16 protein-coding genes are annotated in these 17,634 nt (G+C 69.8%); 6 read left to right on the top strand and 10 right to left on the bottom strand.

The features are described from left to right. Positions 1–88: 88 nt before the first annotated feature. The 4 genes from QMG86_RS09715 to QMG86_RS09700 are packed head-to-tail and all read right to left on the bottom strand — an operon-like array spanning position 89 to position 2,631. Entirely contained in the window at positions 89–352 is a 264-nt protein-coding gene (locus QMG86_RS09715) for a YciI family protein (RefSeq protein ID WP_159837833.1), read from the bottom strand. Continuing rightward, positions 349–858, bottom strand: a complete 510-nt coding sequence (gene nusB / locus QMG86_RS09710) for a transcription antitermination factor NusB (protein WP_159837835.1) — start codon at positions 856–858, stop codon at positions 349–351. The genes QMG86_RS09715 and nusB overlap by 4 nt, the downstream gene beginning before the upstream one ends. Before the next feature lie 33 nt (positions 859–891). Next, positions 892–1,455, bottom strand: a complete 564-nt coding sequence (gene efp / locus QMG86_RS09705; protein ID WP_159837837.1) for an elongation factor P — start codon at positions 1,453–1,455, stop codon at positions 892–894. 48 nt (positions 1,456–1,503) lie between these two features. After that, positions 1,504–2,631, bottom strand: coding sequence for a M24 family metallopeptidase (locus QMG86_RS09700; RefSeq protein ID WP_281878995.1), 1,128 nt, complete (start codon positions 2,629–2,631; stop codon positions 1,504–1,506). A 223-nt stretch (positions 2,632–2,854) separates the two neighbouring features. On the opposite strand from QMG86_RS09700, the gene QMG86_RS09695 reads away from it, so the two are divergent. From QMG86_RS09695 to aroB, 5 genes are all read left to right on the top strand, one after another. Further along, on the top strand, positions 2,855–3,328 hold the full coding sequence (locus QMG86_RS09695) for a prepilin peptidase (RefSeq protein WP_281878993.1): 474 nt from the start codon (positions 2,855–2,857) through the stop codon (positions 3,326–3,328). A gap of 224 nt (positions 3,329–3,552) precedes the next feature. Then, on the top strand, positions 3,553–4,398 hold the full coding sequence (locus QMG86_RS09690; RefSeq protein WP_281878992.1) for a universal stress protein: 846 nt from the start codon (positions 3,553–3,555) through the stop codon (positions 4,396–4,398). Positions 4,399–4,496: 98 nt separating this feature from the next. Next, on the top strand, positions 4,497–5,705 hold the full coding sequence (gene aroC, locus QMG86_RS09685) for a chorismate synthase (protein ID WP_281880880.1): 1,209 nt from the start codon (positions 4,497–4,499) through the stop codon (positions 5,703–5,705). Continuing rightward, entirely contained in the window at positions 5,702–6,574 is an 873-nt protein-coding gene (locus tag QMG86_RS09680) for a shikimate kinase (RefSeq protein ID WP_434086168.1), read from the top strand. Before aroC ends, QMG86_RS09680 begins: the two co-directional genes overlap by 4 nt. Continuing rightward, positions 6,571–7,692, top strand: coding sequence for a 3-dehydroquinate synthase (aroB, locus tag QMG86_RS09675; protein WP_281878991.1), 1,122 nt, complete (start codon positions 6,571–6,573; stop codon positions 7,690–7,692). The genes QMG86_RS09680 and aroB overlap by 4 nt, the downstream gene beginning before the upstream one ends. Positions 7,693–7,756: 64 nt before the next feature. Here the strand turns inward: aroB and QMG86_RS09670 are convergent, their stop codons facing one another. The 6 genes from QMG86_RS09670 to QMG86_RS09645 form a co-directional block, all read right to left on the bottom strand. Next, the gene (locus tag QMG86_RS09670; protein WP_281878990.1) at positions 7,757–8,236 is read right to left on the bottom strand and encodes a B-4DMT family transporter; all 480 of its coding nucleotides are present in this window, start codon (positions 8,234–8,236) and stop codon (positions 7,757–7,759) included. A gap of 618 nt (positions 8,237–8,854) precedes the next feature. Continuing rightward, on the bottom strand, positions 8,855–9,679 hold the full coding sequence (locus QMG86_RS09665; RefSeq protein ID WP_281878988.1) for a shikimate dehydrogenase: 825 nt from the start codon (positions 9,677–9,679) through the stop codon (positions 8,855–8,857). Then, complete coding sequence (gene mltG / locus QMG86_RS09660; RefSeq protein WP_281878986.1) at positions 9,669–11,180, bottom strand: endolytic transglycosylase MltG; 1,512 nt, start codon at positions 11,178–11,180, stop codon at positions 9,669–9,671. Before mltG ends, QMG86_RS09665 begins: the two co-directional genes overlap by 11 nt. After that, positions 11,177–11,740 carry a Holliday junction resolvase RuvX gene (gene ruvX, locus QMG86_RS09655; protein ID WP_281878985.1) on the bottom strand — a complete coding sequence of 188 codons (564 nt, stop codon included), beginning with the start codon at positions 11,738–11,740 and terminating at the stop codon, positions 11,177–11,179. The genes mltG and ruvX overlap by 4 nt, the downstream gene beginning before the upstream one ends. Beyond that, on the bottom strand, positions 11,740–14,409 hold the full coding sequence (gene alaS, locus QMG86_RS09650) for an alanine--tRNA ligase (RefSeq protein WP_281878983.1): 2,670 nt from the start codon (positions 14,407–14,409) through the stop codon (positions 11,740–11,742). Before alaS ends, ruvX begins: the two co-directional genes overlap by 1 nt. Before the next feature lie 84 nt (positions 14,410–14,493). Then, the gene (locus QMG86_RS09645) at positions 14,494–15,837 is read right to left on the bottom strand and encodes a replication-associated recombination protein A (protein WP_434085566.1); all 1,344 of its coding nucleotides are present in this window, start codon (positions 15,835–15,837) and stop codon (positions 14,494–14,496) included. A gap of 139 nt (positions 15,838–15,976) precedes the next feature. Here QMG86_RS09645 and QMG86_RS09640 point away from each other — a divergent pair, with 139 nt between their 5' ends. Next, positions 15,977–17,632 (top strand): alkaline phosphatase D family protein, encoded by a 1,656-nt coding sequence (locus QMG86_RS09640; RefSeq protein ID WP_281878982.1) that lies wholly within the window; start codon positions 15,977–15,979, stop codon positions 17,630–17,632. Positions 17,633–17,634: the final 2 nt, after the last annotated feature.

The raw sequence follows: 17,634 nt of genomic DNA, 5'->3' as shown, positions 1-17,634 counted from the left end.
CCGTACACCCACCAACGGGAGCCATCCGCGCGCCCACGGCCACCCGGGCCGGGCGGGAACACCGCGCAGACGCGGGGTGGAACCGAAGTCAGTTCGGCGCCGTGATCTCCCACTCGTAGATCGTGAGTTCCGAGGAGCCCGTGGTGTGCACGGGATCGGTGAACGCGATCTCGCGGGCGGCGTCCAGGCTCTCGGCGTAGATCACGTACGCGCCGCCGGTGCCGTCGGTGAAGCGGCCACTCTCCTGCAGCTGCCCGCGGTCGTCCAGCGACCGCAGGAACTGCCGATGCGGCTCGATCACGGCATTGTCGAAGCGAGGGGTGCGCATCGCCAGAACGAGGTACTTGTTCACGACTCCGGCTCCGGGCGCGGAGCCCGAGTCGCAGCCGCCGCGGCACGCACCTGCGGTGCCACCAGGACGACCTGACCCAGTACGCCGTTGAGGAAGGACGGGGAGTCGTCGGTGGACAGTTCCTTGGCCAGTTCCACCGCTTCGTCCACAGCGACGACCGGCGGGACGTCGCTCGCGTGGAACAGCTCCCAGACCGCGATGCGCAGGATCGCGCGATCCACGGCCGGGAGACGCGCCAAGGTCCAGTCCTGTAGGTAGGACTCGATGGTGCCGTCCACCCGGTCGAGGTCGTCGGCGACGCCGCCGACCAAGGTGCGGGTGTAGGGGTGCACCGGCGCGACCGACTGATCACGACCGGCGAGTTCGGCGCGCTCGTCGAGCAGATCGGCGGCGTCGACGTCCCTGGCCTCGGCCTCGAACAGCAGGTCGACCGCGCGGCGGCGGGCCTTGTGCCGCGCGCCGAGCTTCTTGTACGTGGACTTCTTGTCCACGGGCTGGTCAGCCACGGTCACATCATCCCGGATCTGCCGGCCGGGTGATCAGGCGTTGACCCGGCCGAGGTAGCTGCCGTCGCGCGAGTCGATGCGCAGCTTGTCGCCGGTGTTGATGAACAGCGGGACCTGCACCTCGGCGCCGGTCTCCAGGGTGGCGGGCTTGGTACCGCCGGTGGAGCGGTCGCCCTGCAGGCCGATGTCGGTGTGCTGGACCACGAGCTCGATCGAGACCGGGAGCTCGACGTACAGCGGCGCGCCCTCGTGCGTGGCGACCTGCACGGTCATGTTCTCCAGCAGGAAGCGGGCGCCGTCGCCGATGGTCTCCTCGGCGATGGAGATCTGGTCGAAGGTCTCGCCGTCCATGAAGACGTAGTCGGTGCCGTCGTGGTAGAGGTAGGTCATGTCGCGGCGGTCGACGTTGGCGGTCTCCACCTTCACGCCGGCGTTGAAGGTCTTGTCGACCACCTTGCCGGACACGACGTTCTTCAGCTTGGTCCGCACGAACGCGGGGCCCTTGCCCGGCTTGACGTGCTGGAACTCGATGATCTGCTGGAGCTGACCGTCGATCTTCAGCACAAGGCCGTTCTTGAAGTCGCTGGTGTCCGCCACTGTCTTCGGATCTCCTCGTTCTACCGCTTGGTCTCGGGCAGACCGGCGTCAGTCGACGACGGTCAGGTCTTTGCTGGTGTGGGTGAGCAGCTCCGGGCCCCCTTCGCGCACCACGAGCGTGTCCTCGATCCGGACCCCGCCGCGGCCGGGAAAGTACACACCTGGTTCGACGGTCACCGCCACGCCAGTCAGAAGTGTACCGGTTCCGGTTTTCGCGATTCCGGGCGCTTCGTGGATCCGCAACCCGACCCCGTGGCCGAGGCCGTGCACGAACAACTTGCCGTGACCCGCGGCCTCGATCACCGCCCGCGACGCGGCATCGACGTCGGCCACCGGAATCCCAGGCCGCAGCGCGTCGCATCCGGCCCGCTGCGCGTCGGCGACCAGCGCGTACACCTCGCGCTGCCAGTCGGTCGGCGCGCCGAGCACGAAGGTGCGGGTCATGTCGGAGTGGTAGCCGCCGACCACCGCGCCGAAGTCCAGCTTGACGAAATCGCCCGCCGCCAGCACGGCGCCGGTCGGGCGATGATGCGGGACAGCCGAGTTCGCGCCGGTGGCCACGATGGTTTCGAACGACACCGCTTCGGCGCCGTGCTCGAACATGGCCCATTCCAGGTCCCTGGCCACTTGACGCTCCGTGCGACCGGGACGCAGTCCGCCACGCTCCAGCAGCGCGGCCAGACCGGCGTCGCCCGCCGCGCAGGCCGCGCGCAGCTGCTCCACCTCGTAGGCGTCCTTGACCATGCGCAACTGTTCGACCAGGCCGGGCGAGGCGACGAACTCCAGGCCGGTGCGCTGTTCGAGGAAACCGCGATGCTGTTCGACGGTGACGACATGGCTTTCGAAACCGACCCGGCCGACCTGCCACTCCCCGGCCAGCTGCACGATCCGCCGAGCGGTGGCGCGCGCGATCTCCGCGCGCAGGTCGGGCACCTGCTCGGCGACCTGGGTCCGATACCTGCCGTCGGTGCCGATCACGGTTCGTTCCTCGGCGACCCGCGTGTCCCAGGAGTGCACGAGCAACGCCGCGTTGGAACCGGTGAATCCGGTCAGATATCTGATGTTCACCAGATCGGTGACGAGCAGGGCGTCCACCCCGTTCTCCACCAGCAGGCTGCGCAGCGCGCCACGCCGCGCCGCGTAGTCCGGCACATGACCCTGGTGATCAGCACACATGAGTCAAAACTACCGCCGACACACCGCTTGCCGACAGGCAACACGTGCTCGGCATGCCGCCGGTGCGGCAGAAGCACCACGACCGACACGAAAAGCATTGTCGCTCAGCAATTCTCGATAGGACGGAGGCGGGCTGACCCATACCCTGTTCACATTCGCCCGGATTATGCACATTCTGGGCCGGCACGGCTGTTCCGCTCCGGGGCCGGGCGAGAGTGGAGACATGACTCCTCTCGCGTGCGCCGTCCTCGCCGTGTGGTGCGTGGCGCTGACGGTGTTCGACCTGCGCGAACGGCGCCTGCCGAACGAACTGACCGGTTCGGGTGCGCTGACCGTTCTCGGATATGGCCTGTACACAGGACAATTCGCTGCCGCACTGCTGGGCGCGGTACTGCTGTCGGCGCCGTATCTGCTGGTACACCTCGCGGCACCCGCCGCGCTGGGCGCGGGGGACGTCAAACTCGCGGCGATGCTCGGCGGGGCAGCCGCCCTCGGCGGCGCTCGACCGTGGGTGTGGGCCGCACTCGGCGCGCCGGCGCTCACCGTGTGCGTCGCGCTGAGCGCGTTGGCCTGCCGTGGCGGATTCGGCTCCCACGCCGCCGACCCCGGCGCCGGCGCGGTCACCGTGCCGCATGGCCCAGCGATGTGCCTGGCGACCTTGCTGGCCTTGTTCTCGTCGACCCTCGACTCGACCTGATCCGGCGCTTCCGCGCCGGATCAGCGGATCGTGAAGCCAGCAAATTCATGGCAATTCATCGGTAGCATCAATCGCGGGTAACGACTTTCCCGAGCGGCCGCGGCTGCAGCGCTCCAAGTGCGGCACTTCGGCGAGTCGCCCTCGCATGCGCAACGACAGGAGAAGCAGCGTCGAGAAGGAGCCGCCCAGTGAATCCGAGGCATCCGTCGCGGAGACCGATCGTCGTGGGAACCGACGGTTCCGATCCCTCGATCACAGCGGTCCGCTGGGCTGCGCAGACCGCCGCGCTGCACGACGCGCCACTGCACATCTCGCTCATCGTCGAGTCGTCACTCGGGTCCGACGACGACGATCCGCCGCGCCCGGCCGCGTTGCTGCGGGTGCGCGAAGCGGACGAGGCGATCGAGCGCGCCGCGAACGCCGCGGTGGCGGCCGCGCACACCGTGCGCGACATCGCCATCGGCACGGAGATTCGCACCGCGCACATCGCCGGCGCCCTGATCGAGCGGTCCCGGAGCGCGGCGATGCTGGTGGTCGGCACCCGCGGTATCGGCCGCGTGCAGCGCGTCCTCCTCGGCTCGGTGAGCACCGCCGTCGCCCGGGACGCCGACTGCCCGGTGGCGGTGGTACCCGACGACACGCCGTTGTGGGAACCGACTGATACGGGCCCGGTGATCGTCGGGGTGGACGGGTCCTCCGCCGAGCAAGCCGCCATCGAGGTGGCGGCGACCGAGGCGTCGCTGCGCGGGGTCGAACTGGTGGCCGTGCACACCTGGGGCGAGGTCGAGCCGCTGGCCGCGATCGGTACCGACTGGGCCGCGCTGCGCCGGACCGAGGAAGCGTTGCTCGCCACCAGCCTGGCCGGCTGGCAGGAGCAGTACCCGGAGCTCACCATCCGGCGTGAGGTCGTCCGCGACCGTCCGGAGCGGCGACTGCTCGAACGCTCGCGCGACGGACAGTTGCTGGTGGTGGGCAATCGGGGCCGGGGGGCCTTGGGGCGGCTGCTGTTCGGCTCGGTGAGTGACACGCTGTTGCGCTCGGTGGATCGGCCCATCGTCATCGCCCGGTGAGCACCGCGGCCCGCGGTAGCCGGCCCTCCCCGACCGTGCGCGTCGTCACGGCGGGCCACATTCCGGAGCGGCGGCGTCGACATGGGAAGATGAACGACGTGCTGCGTTGGATAACTGCCGGAGAATCCCATGGTCCCGCTCTCGTCGCCATCCTCGAGGGGATGGTGGCGGGCGTCGAGGTGACGTCCGACGAGATCTCCACGCAGCTGGCCCGCCGCAGGCTCGGCTACGGCCGCGGCGCGCGGATGAAGTTCGAGGCCGACAAGGTCACCCTCGTCGGCGGTGTGCGGCACGGCCGCACGATGGGCGGCCCGGTGGCGATCGAGGTGGCCAACTCCGAGTGGCCGAAGTGGACGACGGTGATGTCCGCCGACCCGGTCGATCCGGCCGAACTCGCCGACCTGGCCCGCAACGCACCGCTGACCCGGCCCCGGCCCGGGCACGCCGACTACTCCGGCATGCTCAAGTACAACTTCGACGACGCCCGCAACGTGCTCGAGCGCGCCAGCGCCAGGGAGACGGCCGCGCGCGTCGCGGCGGGCACCGTCGCGCGCAACTTCCTGCGCCAGGCGTTCGGCGCGGAGGTCGTGTCGCACGTCGTGTCCATCGGCGCGGCGCAGAACACCTCCGGCGTCGTGCCGACCGCCGCCGATCTCGCCGCGGTGGACGCCAGTCCGGTGCGGGCGTTCGACAAGGACGCCGAAGCCGCGATGATCGCCGAGATCGAGGCGGCCAAGAAGGACGGTGACACCCTCGGCGGCGTGGTCGAGGTGGTCGTGGAGGGACTTCCGGTCGGCCTCGGGTCGTTCACCAGCGGCGAGAACCGGCTCGACGCCCGGCTCGCGGCCGCGCTCATGGGCATCCAGGCCATCAAGGGCGTCGAGGTCGGCGACGGGTTCGAGACCGCGCGCCGCCGCGGCAGCCAGGCGCACGACGAGATGCGGCCCGGCCCCGACGGCGTACTGCGCTCCACCAATCGCGCGGGCGGCTTGGAGGGCGGCATGACCAACGGCGAGGCGCTGCGCGTGCGCGCCGCCATGAAGCCGATCTCCACGGTTCCGCGTGCGCTGTCCACCGTGGACATGACCACGGGCGATGAGGCCGTCGCCATCCACCAGCGTTCGGACGTGTGCGCCGTGCCCGCCGCCGGCGTGGTCGCCGAATCCATGGTGGCGCTGGTCGTCGCACAGGCCGCGCTGGAGAAGTTCGGCGGCGACTCGCTCACCGAGACGGCCGAGAACATCACCAGCTACATCAAGCGCATCAGCACTCGCCCCCACGTGTCCGCGGACAGTCGGTCGCAATGATCGTGCAGACCGATCCGCGCGCCCCGCGCGTGGTGCTGGTCGGACCGCCGGGAGCGGGGAAATCGACGATCGGCCGCAAGCTCGCCAGGGAACTCGGCGTCGAGCTGTACGACACCGATGCCGGCATCGAGCGGGAGACCGGTCGCACGATCCCGGAGATCTTCGCCGAAGACGGTGAGCCCGAATTCCGCCGGATCGAGGAGCGGGTGGTGCGCCGCGCCGTCCTCGCCGAGCGCGGCGTGGTCTCGCTCGGCGGTGGCGCCGTGCTGTCCGCGAAGACCAGGGCCCTGCTGCACGGCCGCACCGTGGTCTATCTGGAGATCAGCGTGGCCGAGGGCCTCCGGCGCACCGGCGCGAGCACCCAGCGGCCCCTCCTCAACGACGCCGACCCCGGTGCGAAGTACCGGGAGTTGATGCGCACCCGCAGGCCGCTGTACCGGGAAGTGGCGACCGTCCGGGTGCGCACCGACGGCCGCAGCCCGGGCCGGGTGGTGCGGATGATCATGACGAAGCTGGGGATGGAGCCGGTCGAGCACGCCGAGGCGGATCTGCCGCCGCCCAGCGGAATTCCGCAGGGCAGCAGCCGATCCCGGGCCCGGCGCCGCGCCCGGGCCAGAACCGCCGCCCGGCGGAAAACCGCGGATCAAGACGAGAACACCGATACCGGTGCGGAGTCGGCGGTGACCGCCACCGTTCGGTCCCGCCGCACCCGCAGAAGCATCACGAGCGAACCCGACGCCGCGAGCGGGGCGGGCGCCGGCGACACGGCGACAAGCAGCCGTTCCCGGCGCGCCCGCGCACGTCGTGCCCGATCCAGGGCACGGCAGCAGCCGACCACAGCATCAACAGAATCGGAGCAAGCCACGTGACAGAGCCGAGTCGTCTCGAAGTCCGGACCGCCGACCCGTACCCGGTAATCATCGGCCGCGGGTTGCTCGGCGAACTCGTCGAGTCGGTCAACGGCGCGGCCAAGGGCGTGCGCACGGTGGCCATCTTCCATCAGCCGCCGCTGACCGAGACCGCCGAGGTAGTGCGAAAAGCGCTGGCCGACACCGGCGTCGACGCCCACCGCGTGGAGATCCCGGACGCCGAGGCGGGCAAAGACCTGGCCGTCGCCGGGTTCTGCTGGGAGGTGCTCGGGCGCATCGGCCTGACCCGCAACGACGTCGTGGTCAGCCTCGGCGGCGGCGCGGCCACCGACCTCGCCGGTTTCGTCGCCGCCACCTGGATGCGCGGCGTGCGCATCGTGCACGTGCCCACCACGCTGCTGGCGATGGTCGACGCGGCGGTCGGCGGCAAGACCGGCATCAATACCGAGGCGGGCAAGAACCTGGTCGGCTGCTTCCACGAACCCGCCGCCGTGCTGGTCGATCTGGCCACGCTCGAAACCGTGCCACGCAACGAGATCGTCGCGGGCATGGCCGAGATCATCAAGGCCGGTTTCATCGCCGACCCGGTGATCCTCGATTTGGTGGAGCGCGACCCGGAGGCCGCCCTCGACCCGGCCGGCGAAGTGCTGCCGGAGCTGATCCGCCGCGCGATTCAGGTGAAAGCCGACGTCGTGGCCGCCGATCTGAAGGAGTCCAGCCTCCGCGAGATCCTCAATTACGGTCACACCCTCGGGCACGCGATCGAGCGGCGGGAGCGCTACCGGTGGCGCCACGGCGCGGCGGTCTCCGTCGGTCTGGTGTTCGCCGCCGAACTCGGCCGGCTCGCAGGCCGTCTGGACGATGCCACCGCCGACCGGCACCGCACGATCCTGTCCGCCGTCGGATTGCCGACCAGCTACGACGCCGACGCGCTGCCCCAGCTGCTGGACGCCATGCAGACGGACAAGAAGACCCGCTCCGGCGTCTTGCGTTTCGTCGTGCTCGACGGCCTGGCCAAGCCCGGACGCCTGGAAGGACCTGATCCGACGTTGCTGGCCGCCGCCTACTCGGCGATCGCCAGGGAGGACAGTCCCAGCGGCGGTGCGGTTCTGCTGTAACCCGCACGGCCACCGGATACGACAACGGCGCGCCCCTTATCGGGCGCGCCGTTCGTGCGTCGAATCAGATCGCGCTTCCCGCGGCGGAGAACGTCGACGGCGGGGTGGAGCGGCCCTTGCCGTTCTGCCGCTCGGCCAGCATCCGGCCGACGCCGACGCCGATCAGCGCGGGCACGAAGATCAGCAGGATGATGAACGCCGCGCCGGCGGTGACTTCGAAGAGCAGGCCGTTGTCACCGAGGTCGAATCCGGGCACGAAGTCCAGGAGCCAGGCCACCAGACCGCTGCCCACCCCGCCCACGACGGCGGCCTTCAACCACATCATGGTCAGATCGGCGCCTCGCTCCGCGTCTCCGCTGGCGATACGGTCGCGGCGACCGTCGAGCACACCCCAGGACACGATGGCCGCGACCAGCACGACCAGGCACAGGATGCGCATCAGCGCCCCGTGCGTCGGCCAATACACCATCGCGAACCCGAGCCCGGCGCGCAACGCCACCACCAGCGCACCGAGCACGACGGCCCGCAACAACCAAGCATTCATGCGAAACACCATAGCTGTGTTTTCGGGCAGCGCCTACGGCTCTGCGTGTTCGCGGCGCGCGCTCGTCCCGCTTCGCTCGAAAGACAGGGTGCGGTTCAGCTGGGCCCTATAGGCGTCTGCGCGGGATTCGTATTGTTGCCATTCAGCAGGCTCACGGGCGCACACAAGTGGCCGCTGTACGGCCGACGTGAATGGGCCCCCGCCGCCGGCCGAATGACGTCAAGACGTGCCGCCGACCGACAGGTTGCCATAGGGTCGGCACGGCCGTCTCAGTTGGACGGCACCCAGAGGTCGTACCTACCGCTACCGTCGGTTCGCTGGACGCACTGTGCCCGATCGCTCCAGAGCGGCGCGTCCTTTTTGCAGCTTGCGTACGAGACGTTCGACGCCGAAGCGACACATTGGAACCCCCAGGTCGGCTGCTTCGATGCGCAACCGTCCGCCTTGGCCACCGGCTGTCCGCCGAGCACGAACGCAGACGCGGCGATGGCCATCGCGGCGGCGACCCCGATTCGAATGAACACGATGTTTCCCCTCCCACTGAAATACCCTGCACGACAGCCTAATACGGCGGCCTCGGCAGTGAAAGAGCGCGGCCGCCGCGGGCCCGCACCGGGATCAGTTTCCGGCTTGCCTCTCGGCCAGCGCGGCCGCCATCTCCGCACGCGGTGCCCGCTGCCCGGTGAACAGCTCGACCTGCCCGTATGCCTGGTTCAGCAGCATCTGCAGACCACTCACCACCGTGTGCCCGGCCCGCGCCACCGCCTCGGCCAGCGGGGTCGGCCAAGGGTTATAGATCGCGTCGAGCACCACCGGGGCCTCGGCCACCGCGGGCGCGACGACGGCGGCCGCGGGCGCGGGGATCGTGCTCACCACGGCGCCCGCCGCGGCACAGATCGCGCGCAGCGTCCCGGCATCGAACCCGGCCAGCGAAGCGACCATCCCCAGCCGCTCGGCCAGTTCCAGTGCGCCGCGCGCACGTCCGGCGTCGCGCGCGACCACGGTCACCGACTTCGCGCCCAGCTCCGACAACGCCAGCAGCGCGGGCCGCGCGGTGCCGCCCGCACCGAGCACCACGCCCTCGGTCACGTCGGTGACACCACCGCCACGCAGCGCGCCGAGCACACCGTCCACGTCGGTGCAGTCGGCCAGCCAGCCCGCGTCGGTGCGAACCAGGGTGTTGGCCGACCCGACCAGCACGGCCCGGTCGGTGCGCTCGTCCGCGTAGGCCAGTGCCGCTTCCTTGCCGGGCATGGTCACCGAGAGCCCCACCCATTCCGGTCCGAGCCCGTCGACCAATCCGGGCAGTTGCTCGGCCGAGCATTCGATCCGCTCGTAGCTCCAATTCAGCCCGAGCGCGCGATACGCGGCCAGGTGCAATTGCGGCGATCGCGAATGCGCGATCGGCTTGCCGAGCACCGCCGCTTTGCGACTATCGGCCACCGCTGTCCTTGGAACTGTCGAGGATGCCGCTGCGCTGCGCCCGCGCGATCAGGCGCAGATGCTCCTGATAGTCGTCGGTGAACAGAGTGGTCCCCTGCTTGTCGACCGTGACGAAGTACAGCCACGGCCCCGCCTCCGGGTTCTCCATGGCACGCAACGCGTTCAGCGACGGCGCGGCGATCGGGGTCTTGGGCAGGCCGCGCATCGCGTAGGTGTTCCAGGCGGTCTCCTGGGCGCGGTCGGCGTCGGTGGTCGCCACCTCGGTGCGATCCAGGGTGTAGTTCACCGTCGAGTCGAACTGCAGCATCTGATCGGCCCGCAGCCGGTTCACGATCACCCGCGCCACCTTGCCCATGTCCTGAGGTTTCGCCTCGCGTTCCACCAGCGAGGCGGCGATGAGCGTTTGATACGGCGTCAGTTTCGTGTCGGCGCCGGATTGCAGCAGTCCGGTGGACTCATAGCTCTGCGCGCTCGCGGTCACCAATTGCCGCAGAATCTGCTCCGGCGTACCGCTCGGATCGAAATCCCAAGTCCCCGCCGCGATAAGGCCTTCCAATTGCCTCGTCCGGTCAGGACAGTCCTTGACACCCTGCGTCGCCCACGCGGGCACCCCGAGCGCGGCCAGGTCCAGGCTCGCGCCCGCGGCATCGAGCTGTTCGTAGGTCACGCACTTCTGGTTGGCGCCGGTGCCGATGCAACTGGCCTCCGCGATCTTGCGGTAGATGCCGTCATAGCGCCCGCCGGTGCTCATGTCGTGTTGGTCGTGCAGTAGCCGTCCCTCGGAGACGACCAGGTTGCCGACCCGCGACGATTTACTCACCAGCGCCGACACCGCCTCGGCGGCGGGGCTCTGGCTGGGGATCGCGTAGAAGCCCGGCTGCACCGTGCTCATGTTCGAGTTGCGCACGGCCGCCTGGAAGAAGGCGCCCGTGCTCGCGACGACCCCGCGGTCGACCATCGTCGAGGCGATCTGCTGCGAGGTGTCGCCCGGGTGCACCTGGACCACCACTAGCGGCCCGCCCGGCCCCGCGTAGTCCTTCGGCGGGGCCAGGCCGCCGATCAGTTTCATCCCCGCGAAGACCAGAGCGCCGGTGAAGAGCAGAACGAAGACCCCGGCGACGAACCATAGGTTCCGGCGGCGCTTCTTGCGCTCGGCGGCTTTGCGCGAGGCGACCCGGGATCGCTTGCCGCGCTGCGATCGGCCGGAACGCTCGGGTTGGGCGCGCTTGGACTGCTCACGCTTCGAGCGGCGCGGCGCCTCCGCTTGCGTGGTCCTCGCGCGCTGTCCACCGCGGCGCGAGGCCGGTGGCGGCGGCGCGGGCGGCTCCTCCTCCTCGTCGTCGACGTAGCGAGGGATGACGGTCGTGTCGTCGTCGTAGTCGTCGTACCGGTCGTACTCGTCGCCGTCGTACTCGCCCCAGGCTCGGTCGTCTCTCCGATAACGCCGATCAGCTTCGCGCTGTCGGAACAGTTCCTCGGCCCGCGCCCACCGATCCGTCATGCATCGTCCCCGGACGACGCAGGACGTCCCGCTTCCACCGACCTCAACACCGCACTCCGTTCGTCCAACCATCCTTGCAGGATCGACACGGCCGCCGCCTGATCGATCACCTGCCGCTGGCCACGCGCGCGAACTCCACTGTCCCGCAATGCACGTGCAGCTGACACCGTAGTCAAACGTTCGTCGGAAAGCCGGACCGGTACCGGCGCGACGGCAGCCCGCAATCGCTCAGCGAATGCGCTGGCCAGCGTAGCCGCAGTGCCCTTCTCCCCGCGTAATGTTCGCGGCAATCCGACGATTACCTCGACTGCCTCGTACTCCCGCACAATTTCGGCAATTCTTTCGATATCGGGTGCGGGAGCCGAGCGTCGCGACTGTTTCGCACGCGGCACGGTTTCCACCGGGGTGGCGAGAACGCCATCGGGGTCGCTCGCGGCGACCCCGATCCGGACACTGCCGACGTCTACTCCGATGCGCCTGCCCCGGCCGGGATCGGTGGCGGGGTGCGGCCGGTCGGCGCCGCGCTGCGCCGGCCTGTCGGATTCCGCGGGATCGCCCATCACCCGGCCAGTTCGGCCACCCGCGCGCGGACCGCGGCCAGGCCCGCCGGAATGCCGGACGGGTCCGAACCCGCGCCCTGGGCCATCTCCGGCTTGCCGCCGCCACGGCCCGCGATGCTGGGGCCGAAGCTGCCGACCAGATCGCCCGCCTTGACGCCGAGCTCCTGGGCGGGCTTGTTCACCGCCACCACGAAAGGCACCTTGCCGTCGGCATTGCCGAGCAGCACCACCACGGCGGGCTCACTGCCGAACCGGCCGCGGATGTCGGTGGCGAGGGTACGCAGATCGCCCGCTTGGACGCCTTCCGGCGCAGCCACCGCGACCAGCAGCAGGCGGCCGATCCGCTCGGCCTCCTCGACGAATTTCCCCGCCGAGGACAGCACTGCCGCCATCTTGGTGCGCTCGAGCTCTTTCTCGGCCACCTTCAGCCGCTCCACCAGCTGCTCGACGCGACCGGGCACCTCTTCGGAGGGCACCTTCAGCGCGGAGGCCACACCGGCCAGCAGCGCACGCTCCTTGGCCAGGTACTTGTAGGAGTCCAGGCCGACGAACGCCTCCACGCGCCGCACGCCCGAGCCGACGGACGACTCGCCGAGCACCGTGATCGGGCCGATCTGCGAGGAATGCTGCACGTGCGTGCCACCGCACAGCTCCATCGAGAACGGGCCGCCGATCTCCACCACGCGGACCTCGTTGCCGTAGTTCTCGCCGAACAGGGCCAGGGCGCCCATCTGCTTGGCCTTCGGCAGATCCGTGACGAAGGTGTTCACCGGGAAGTCGGCGCCGACCGCGTCGTTGGACACCGCTTCGATATCGGCCTTCTGCTGCTCGGACAACTGGCCCTGCCAGTTGAAGTCGAAGCGCAGGTAGCCCGGCTTGTTCAGCGAACCGGCCTGCACGGCGTTCGGGCCCAGCACCTGCCGCAGGGCGGCGTGCACCATGTGCGTGCCGGAATGGCCCTGGGTGGCGCCGCGCCGCCACGCCGGGTCCGCCTGGGCGAGCACGATGTCGCCTTCGGTGATCTGGCCGTGCTCCACCGTGGTCTTGTGCACCCAGAGCTTCTTGGCGATCTTCTGCACGTCGTTCACGCGCAGCTTCAGTCCCGAGGAGGCGGTGATGGAACCGCGGTCGGCGATCTGGCCGCCGGACTCCGCGTAGAGCGGACTGCGATCCAGGATGACCTCGACGTCCTGGCCCACCGTCGCGGTCGGCACCCGCACGCCGTCGGCGATCAGCGCGAGCACGGTGGCCTCGGAGGTGAGCTCGTCGAAGCCGGTGAACTCGGTGGCGCCGCGGTCGACCAGCTCCTTGTAGATCGTCAGGTCGGCATGGGCGTGCTTGCGCGCCTGCGCGTCCTCCTTGGCGCGCTTACGCTGCTCGGCCATCAGCGAGCGGAAGCCCTCCTCGTCGACCGACAGCCCGGCCTCGGCGGCCATCTCCAGGGTCAGATCGATGGGGAAGCCGTAGGTGTCGTGCAGGGTGAACGCGTCCGACCCGGCGATCGTGGTGCCGCCCCCGGCCTTGACCGCGGCGGCGGTGTTGTCGAACAGGGTGGAGCCGGTGTTCAGCGTCTTCAGGAACGCCGTCTCCTCACCGACCGCCACGGTCTCGATGCGGCGGAAATCGGTCGCCAGCTCGGGGTAGGAGGGGGCCATCAGGTCGCTGACGACTTTCATGAACTCGCTCATCACCGGCTTCTCGGCGCCGAGCAGGCGAGCCGAGCGCACGATGCGGCGCAGCAGGCGCCGCAGCACGTACCCGCGGCCGTCGTTGCCCGGGTTCACGCCGTCGGCGATCAGCATGGCGGCGGTGCGGGCGTGGTCGGCGATCACGCGGAAGCGCACGTCGTCCTCGTGCTGGACGCCGTAGGAACGACCGGTCAGCTCCTCGGCCTTGTCGATGATCGGCCGCAGCAGGTCGGTCTCGTAGACGTTGTCCACGCCCTGCAGCAGCAACGCGATCCGCTCGACGCCCATACCGGTGTCGATGTTCTTCTTCGGGAGCGACCCGACCGGCGGATGCCCCTGCTTCGGGCTCAGCTCACCGCGAACATCCTGCATGAACACGAGATTCCAGATCTCGAGGTAACGGTCCTCGTCGGCGACCGGCCCGCCGTCGCGGCCGTACTCGGGGCCGCGGTCGTAGTAGATCTCCGAGCAGGGGCCACCGGGGCCGGGCACACCCATGTCCCAGTAGTTGTCCTTGCCGTCGCGGAACTGGATGCGCTCCTCGGGGATGCCCGCGACCCGCTTCCAGATCTCGGCGGCCTCGGGGTCGTCCTGGTACACGGTCACCCAGATCCGCTCGGGGTCGAACCCGTAACCGCCCTCGTCCTGCGGCTTGGAGATCAGCTCCCAGGCGAGGCCGATCGCCCCTTCCTTGAAGTAGTCGCCGAAGGAGAAATTCCCGGCCATCTGAAAGAACGTGTTGTGCCGCGTGGTGACGCCGACCTCTTCGATGTCGCCGGTGCGCACGCATTTCTGCACGCTGGTCGCCCGCGGGTACGGCGGCGCCTCCTGACCCAGGAAGTACGGCTTGAACTGGACCATGCCTGCGTTGACGAACAGCAGGTTCGGGTCGGCCAGGATCAGCGAGGCACTCGGCACCTCGGTATGGCCGGCACGGAGGAAATGGTCCAGGAAACGCCGTCGAATCTCGTGGGTCTGCACGAATACCCAGCCTACCGGTGCCGCGCACGCGAATATTCATCGACCAGGGGCCCCGGTGCGTCCCGGCGACCCGGTGGGGTGGGGTCAGCCTCGGACGATGCGGCGCAGCTTGTCGACCCTGGGGCCGATCTCCCGTTCGTGTCCGTGATCGGTGGGCTGGTAGTAGTCGACGCCGACCAATTCGTCGGGGGGATACTGCTGCGCGAGGACGCCGTCTTTGTCGTCGTGCGGGTACCGGTAACCCTGAGCGTGGCCGAGTGCCGCCGCGCCCGGGTAGTGGCCGTCGCGCAGGTGCGGCGGAACCGGACCCGCCTTACCCGCGGCGACATCGGCCATCGCCGCTCCGATCGCGGCGACGACCGCACCGGACTTCGGGGCGGTCGCCAGATGGATCGTGGCCTGGGCGAGCGCGAGGCGGCCTTCGGGCAGCCCGACCAGCTGCACCACCTGCGCGGCGGCGGTCGCCGTCTGCAACGCCATCGGGTCGGCCATCCCGATGTCCTCGCTCGCGTGGATCATCAGCCTGCGGGCGATGAAGCGGGGGTCCTCACCCGCGCTGAGCATGCGCGCGAGGTAGTGCAGCGCGGCGTCGACATCCGAGCCGCGGATGGACTTGATGAACGCGCTGATCACGTCGTAGTGCTGGTCGCCCGCGCGGTCGTAGCGGACGGCGGCCTTGTCCACGCTGGCCTCGACCAGGTCCACGTCGACGGTGCCGTCGAGCGAGGATTCCGCCGACGCTTCCAGCGCCGTCAGGGCACGGCGAGCGTCGCCGCCCGCGATCCGGACGATGTGCTCGAGCGCGGCTTCGGTGACGGTGTACTCGCCGCCGAGACCACGCGGATCGTCGATCGCCCGCTCGAGCACGCGGCGGATGTCGGTCTCGGTCAACGACCGCAGTTGCAGCACCAGCGAGCGCGACAACAACGGCGACACCACCGAGAACGACGGGTTCTCCGTGGTCGCGCCGACGAGCAGGACGATACGGTTCTCCACCGCGGCCAGCAGGGCATCCTGCTGGGTCTTGGAGAAACGGTGCACCTCGTCGATGAACAGCACGGTCTGCTCACCCGCCGACAGCCTGCGCCGCGCCATGTCGATGACCGCGCGCACCTCCTTGACACCCGCCGACAGCGCCGACAGCGCTTCGAACCGGCGACCGGTGGCCTGCGAGATGAGCGAGGCGAGGGTGGTCTTACCGGTACCGGGCGGACCGTAGAGCAGCACCGAGGCGGCGCCCGAACCCTCGATCAGCCTGCGCAGCGGCGAGCCGGGACCGAGCAGGTGCTGCTGGCCGACCACTTCCTCCAGGCCGGCCGGACGCATGCGCACCGCCAGCGGCGCACCCGAGTCCCGGCGCACCACGGCGTCGATCGAATGCTCCGCGGGCACCGCGGCACCGGGCACATCGAACAAACCATCGCTCACGACACGAACGTTACCGATCCGCACCGACAGCGCGACATGCCGTTCCCCCGCACGCTTTCCGCCGCAACGGCCCCGTCCTGACCTGTGCGGAATCGAGCCGAGTTGCGTGTCGCGGATCCTTCGGATGTGATCGGTACCCGTGACTGAAAACGCGTTCGTTTCAGATCCCTCGACCACCGCCCGCCTCGCTCGGCGCACCCTCCTGAAGGGCACCGCGGCCGCCGCCACCGCCACCGCGGTGTCGGCCCCAGGCCGCGCGGCCGCCGCGACACCGGTTTTCCGGCACGGCGTCGCCTCGGGCGACCCACTCCCCGACGGCGTGATCCTCTGGACCCGTGTCACCGTCTCCGACGAGGCGGCGCCCGGGTCGGGGCTGGGCGACCCGGCCACCGTGCGGTGGGAGATCGCCGCGGACGAACGGTTCGCCTCGATCGCCGCTTCCGGCGCGGTGACGGCCGCGGCGGACTCCGATCACACCGTCAAGGTCGACGTCTCCGGCCTCGCGGCCGGTGTGCAGTATTTCTACCGCTTCAGCGCCCTCGGCCAGACCTCCCCTGTCGGGCGCACCAAGACCGCCCCCGCCACGCAGGACGCGCCCGACCGCCTCCGATTCGGCGTGGTCTCGTGCTCGAACTGGGAGGCGGGCTACTTCGGGGCCTACCGTCACCTGGCCGCCCGCACCGACCTGGACGCGATCGTGCACCTGGGCGATTACATCTACGAATACGGCCGCGGCAAGTACGGCGGCCGCAACGGCACCGTGCGTCCGCACGAACCGGCCAACGAGATCGTCAGCCTGGCCGACTACCGCATCCGGCACGCGCAGTACAAGACCGACGCGGATCTACTCGGCCTGCACGCCATGTTGCCGTTCATCTGCACCTGGGACGACCACGAATCCGCGGACAACTCCTGGTCCGGCGGCGCGCACAACCACGATCCGGCGACGGAGGGCGACTGGACGGACCGGCGCGCCGCCTCCGCACGGGCCTATCTGGAATGGATGCCGGTCCGTGCGTCCGGTTCCGGGGCCGATGCGCGGATCTACCGCAGGCTGCGCTTCGGCACCCTGGCCGAACTCGCCATGCTGGATCTGCGCAGCTACCGCGACCAGGAGGCGAAGCCGGGGGCGGACTGGCGCGCGGCGGACGACCCGGCACGCACCATCACCGGTAAGGCACAGATGGAATGGCTGACTGCGGGCTTGGCGTCCGCGCCGGTGCGGTGGAAGCTGGTCGGCAACTCGGTCATGATCGCCCCGCTGGTCTTCCCGCCGCTGGAACCGGCCACCACCGCGGCGATCACCAGCACCGTCGGCGTCCCGCAATCCGGCCTCTCGCTGAACGGCGACCAGTGGGACGGCTACACCGCCGACCGCACCCGCCTGTTCCGCGCCATCGTCGACCAGCAGGTCTCCGACGTGCTGTTCCTGACGGGAGATATCCACTCCTCGTGGGTCGCGGATCTGCCTCTGGACGCGGCGAACTACCCGGGCGGCGCGACGGCGGGCGCCGAGTTCGTCGTGCCGTCGGTGACCTCGACCAGCATCGGCGACATGCTCCGGGCGAACTCCGCGCCCATCGCGGAATCGATCAAGACGGTCAACCGGCATCTGCGCTATGTGGAGTTGGACGCGCACGGCTACGGCGTCCTGGAGATCACCGCCGACCAAGCGCAGATGGACTGGTATTACGTGCTCGACGTTGCCGACCCCGATTCGGGTGTACGGCACGGCGCGTCGTTCGCTGTCCGCTCCGGGGGCCGGATCGAGCCGCGGCAGGCCCCGCTCGGCTGACA

Source organism: Nocardia sputorum, from assembly GCF_027924405.1.
Taxonomy (GTDB): Bacteria; Actinomycetota; Actinomycetes; order Mycobacteriales; family Mycobacteriaceae; genus Nocardia; species Nocardia sputorum.
The sequence above is the reverse complement of the archived record's forward strand: the minus strand, read 5'-3'. Positions and strand labels throughout refer to the sequence as shown.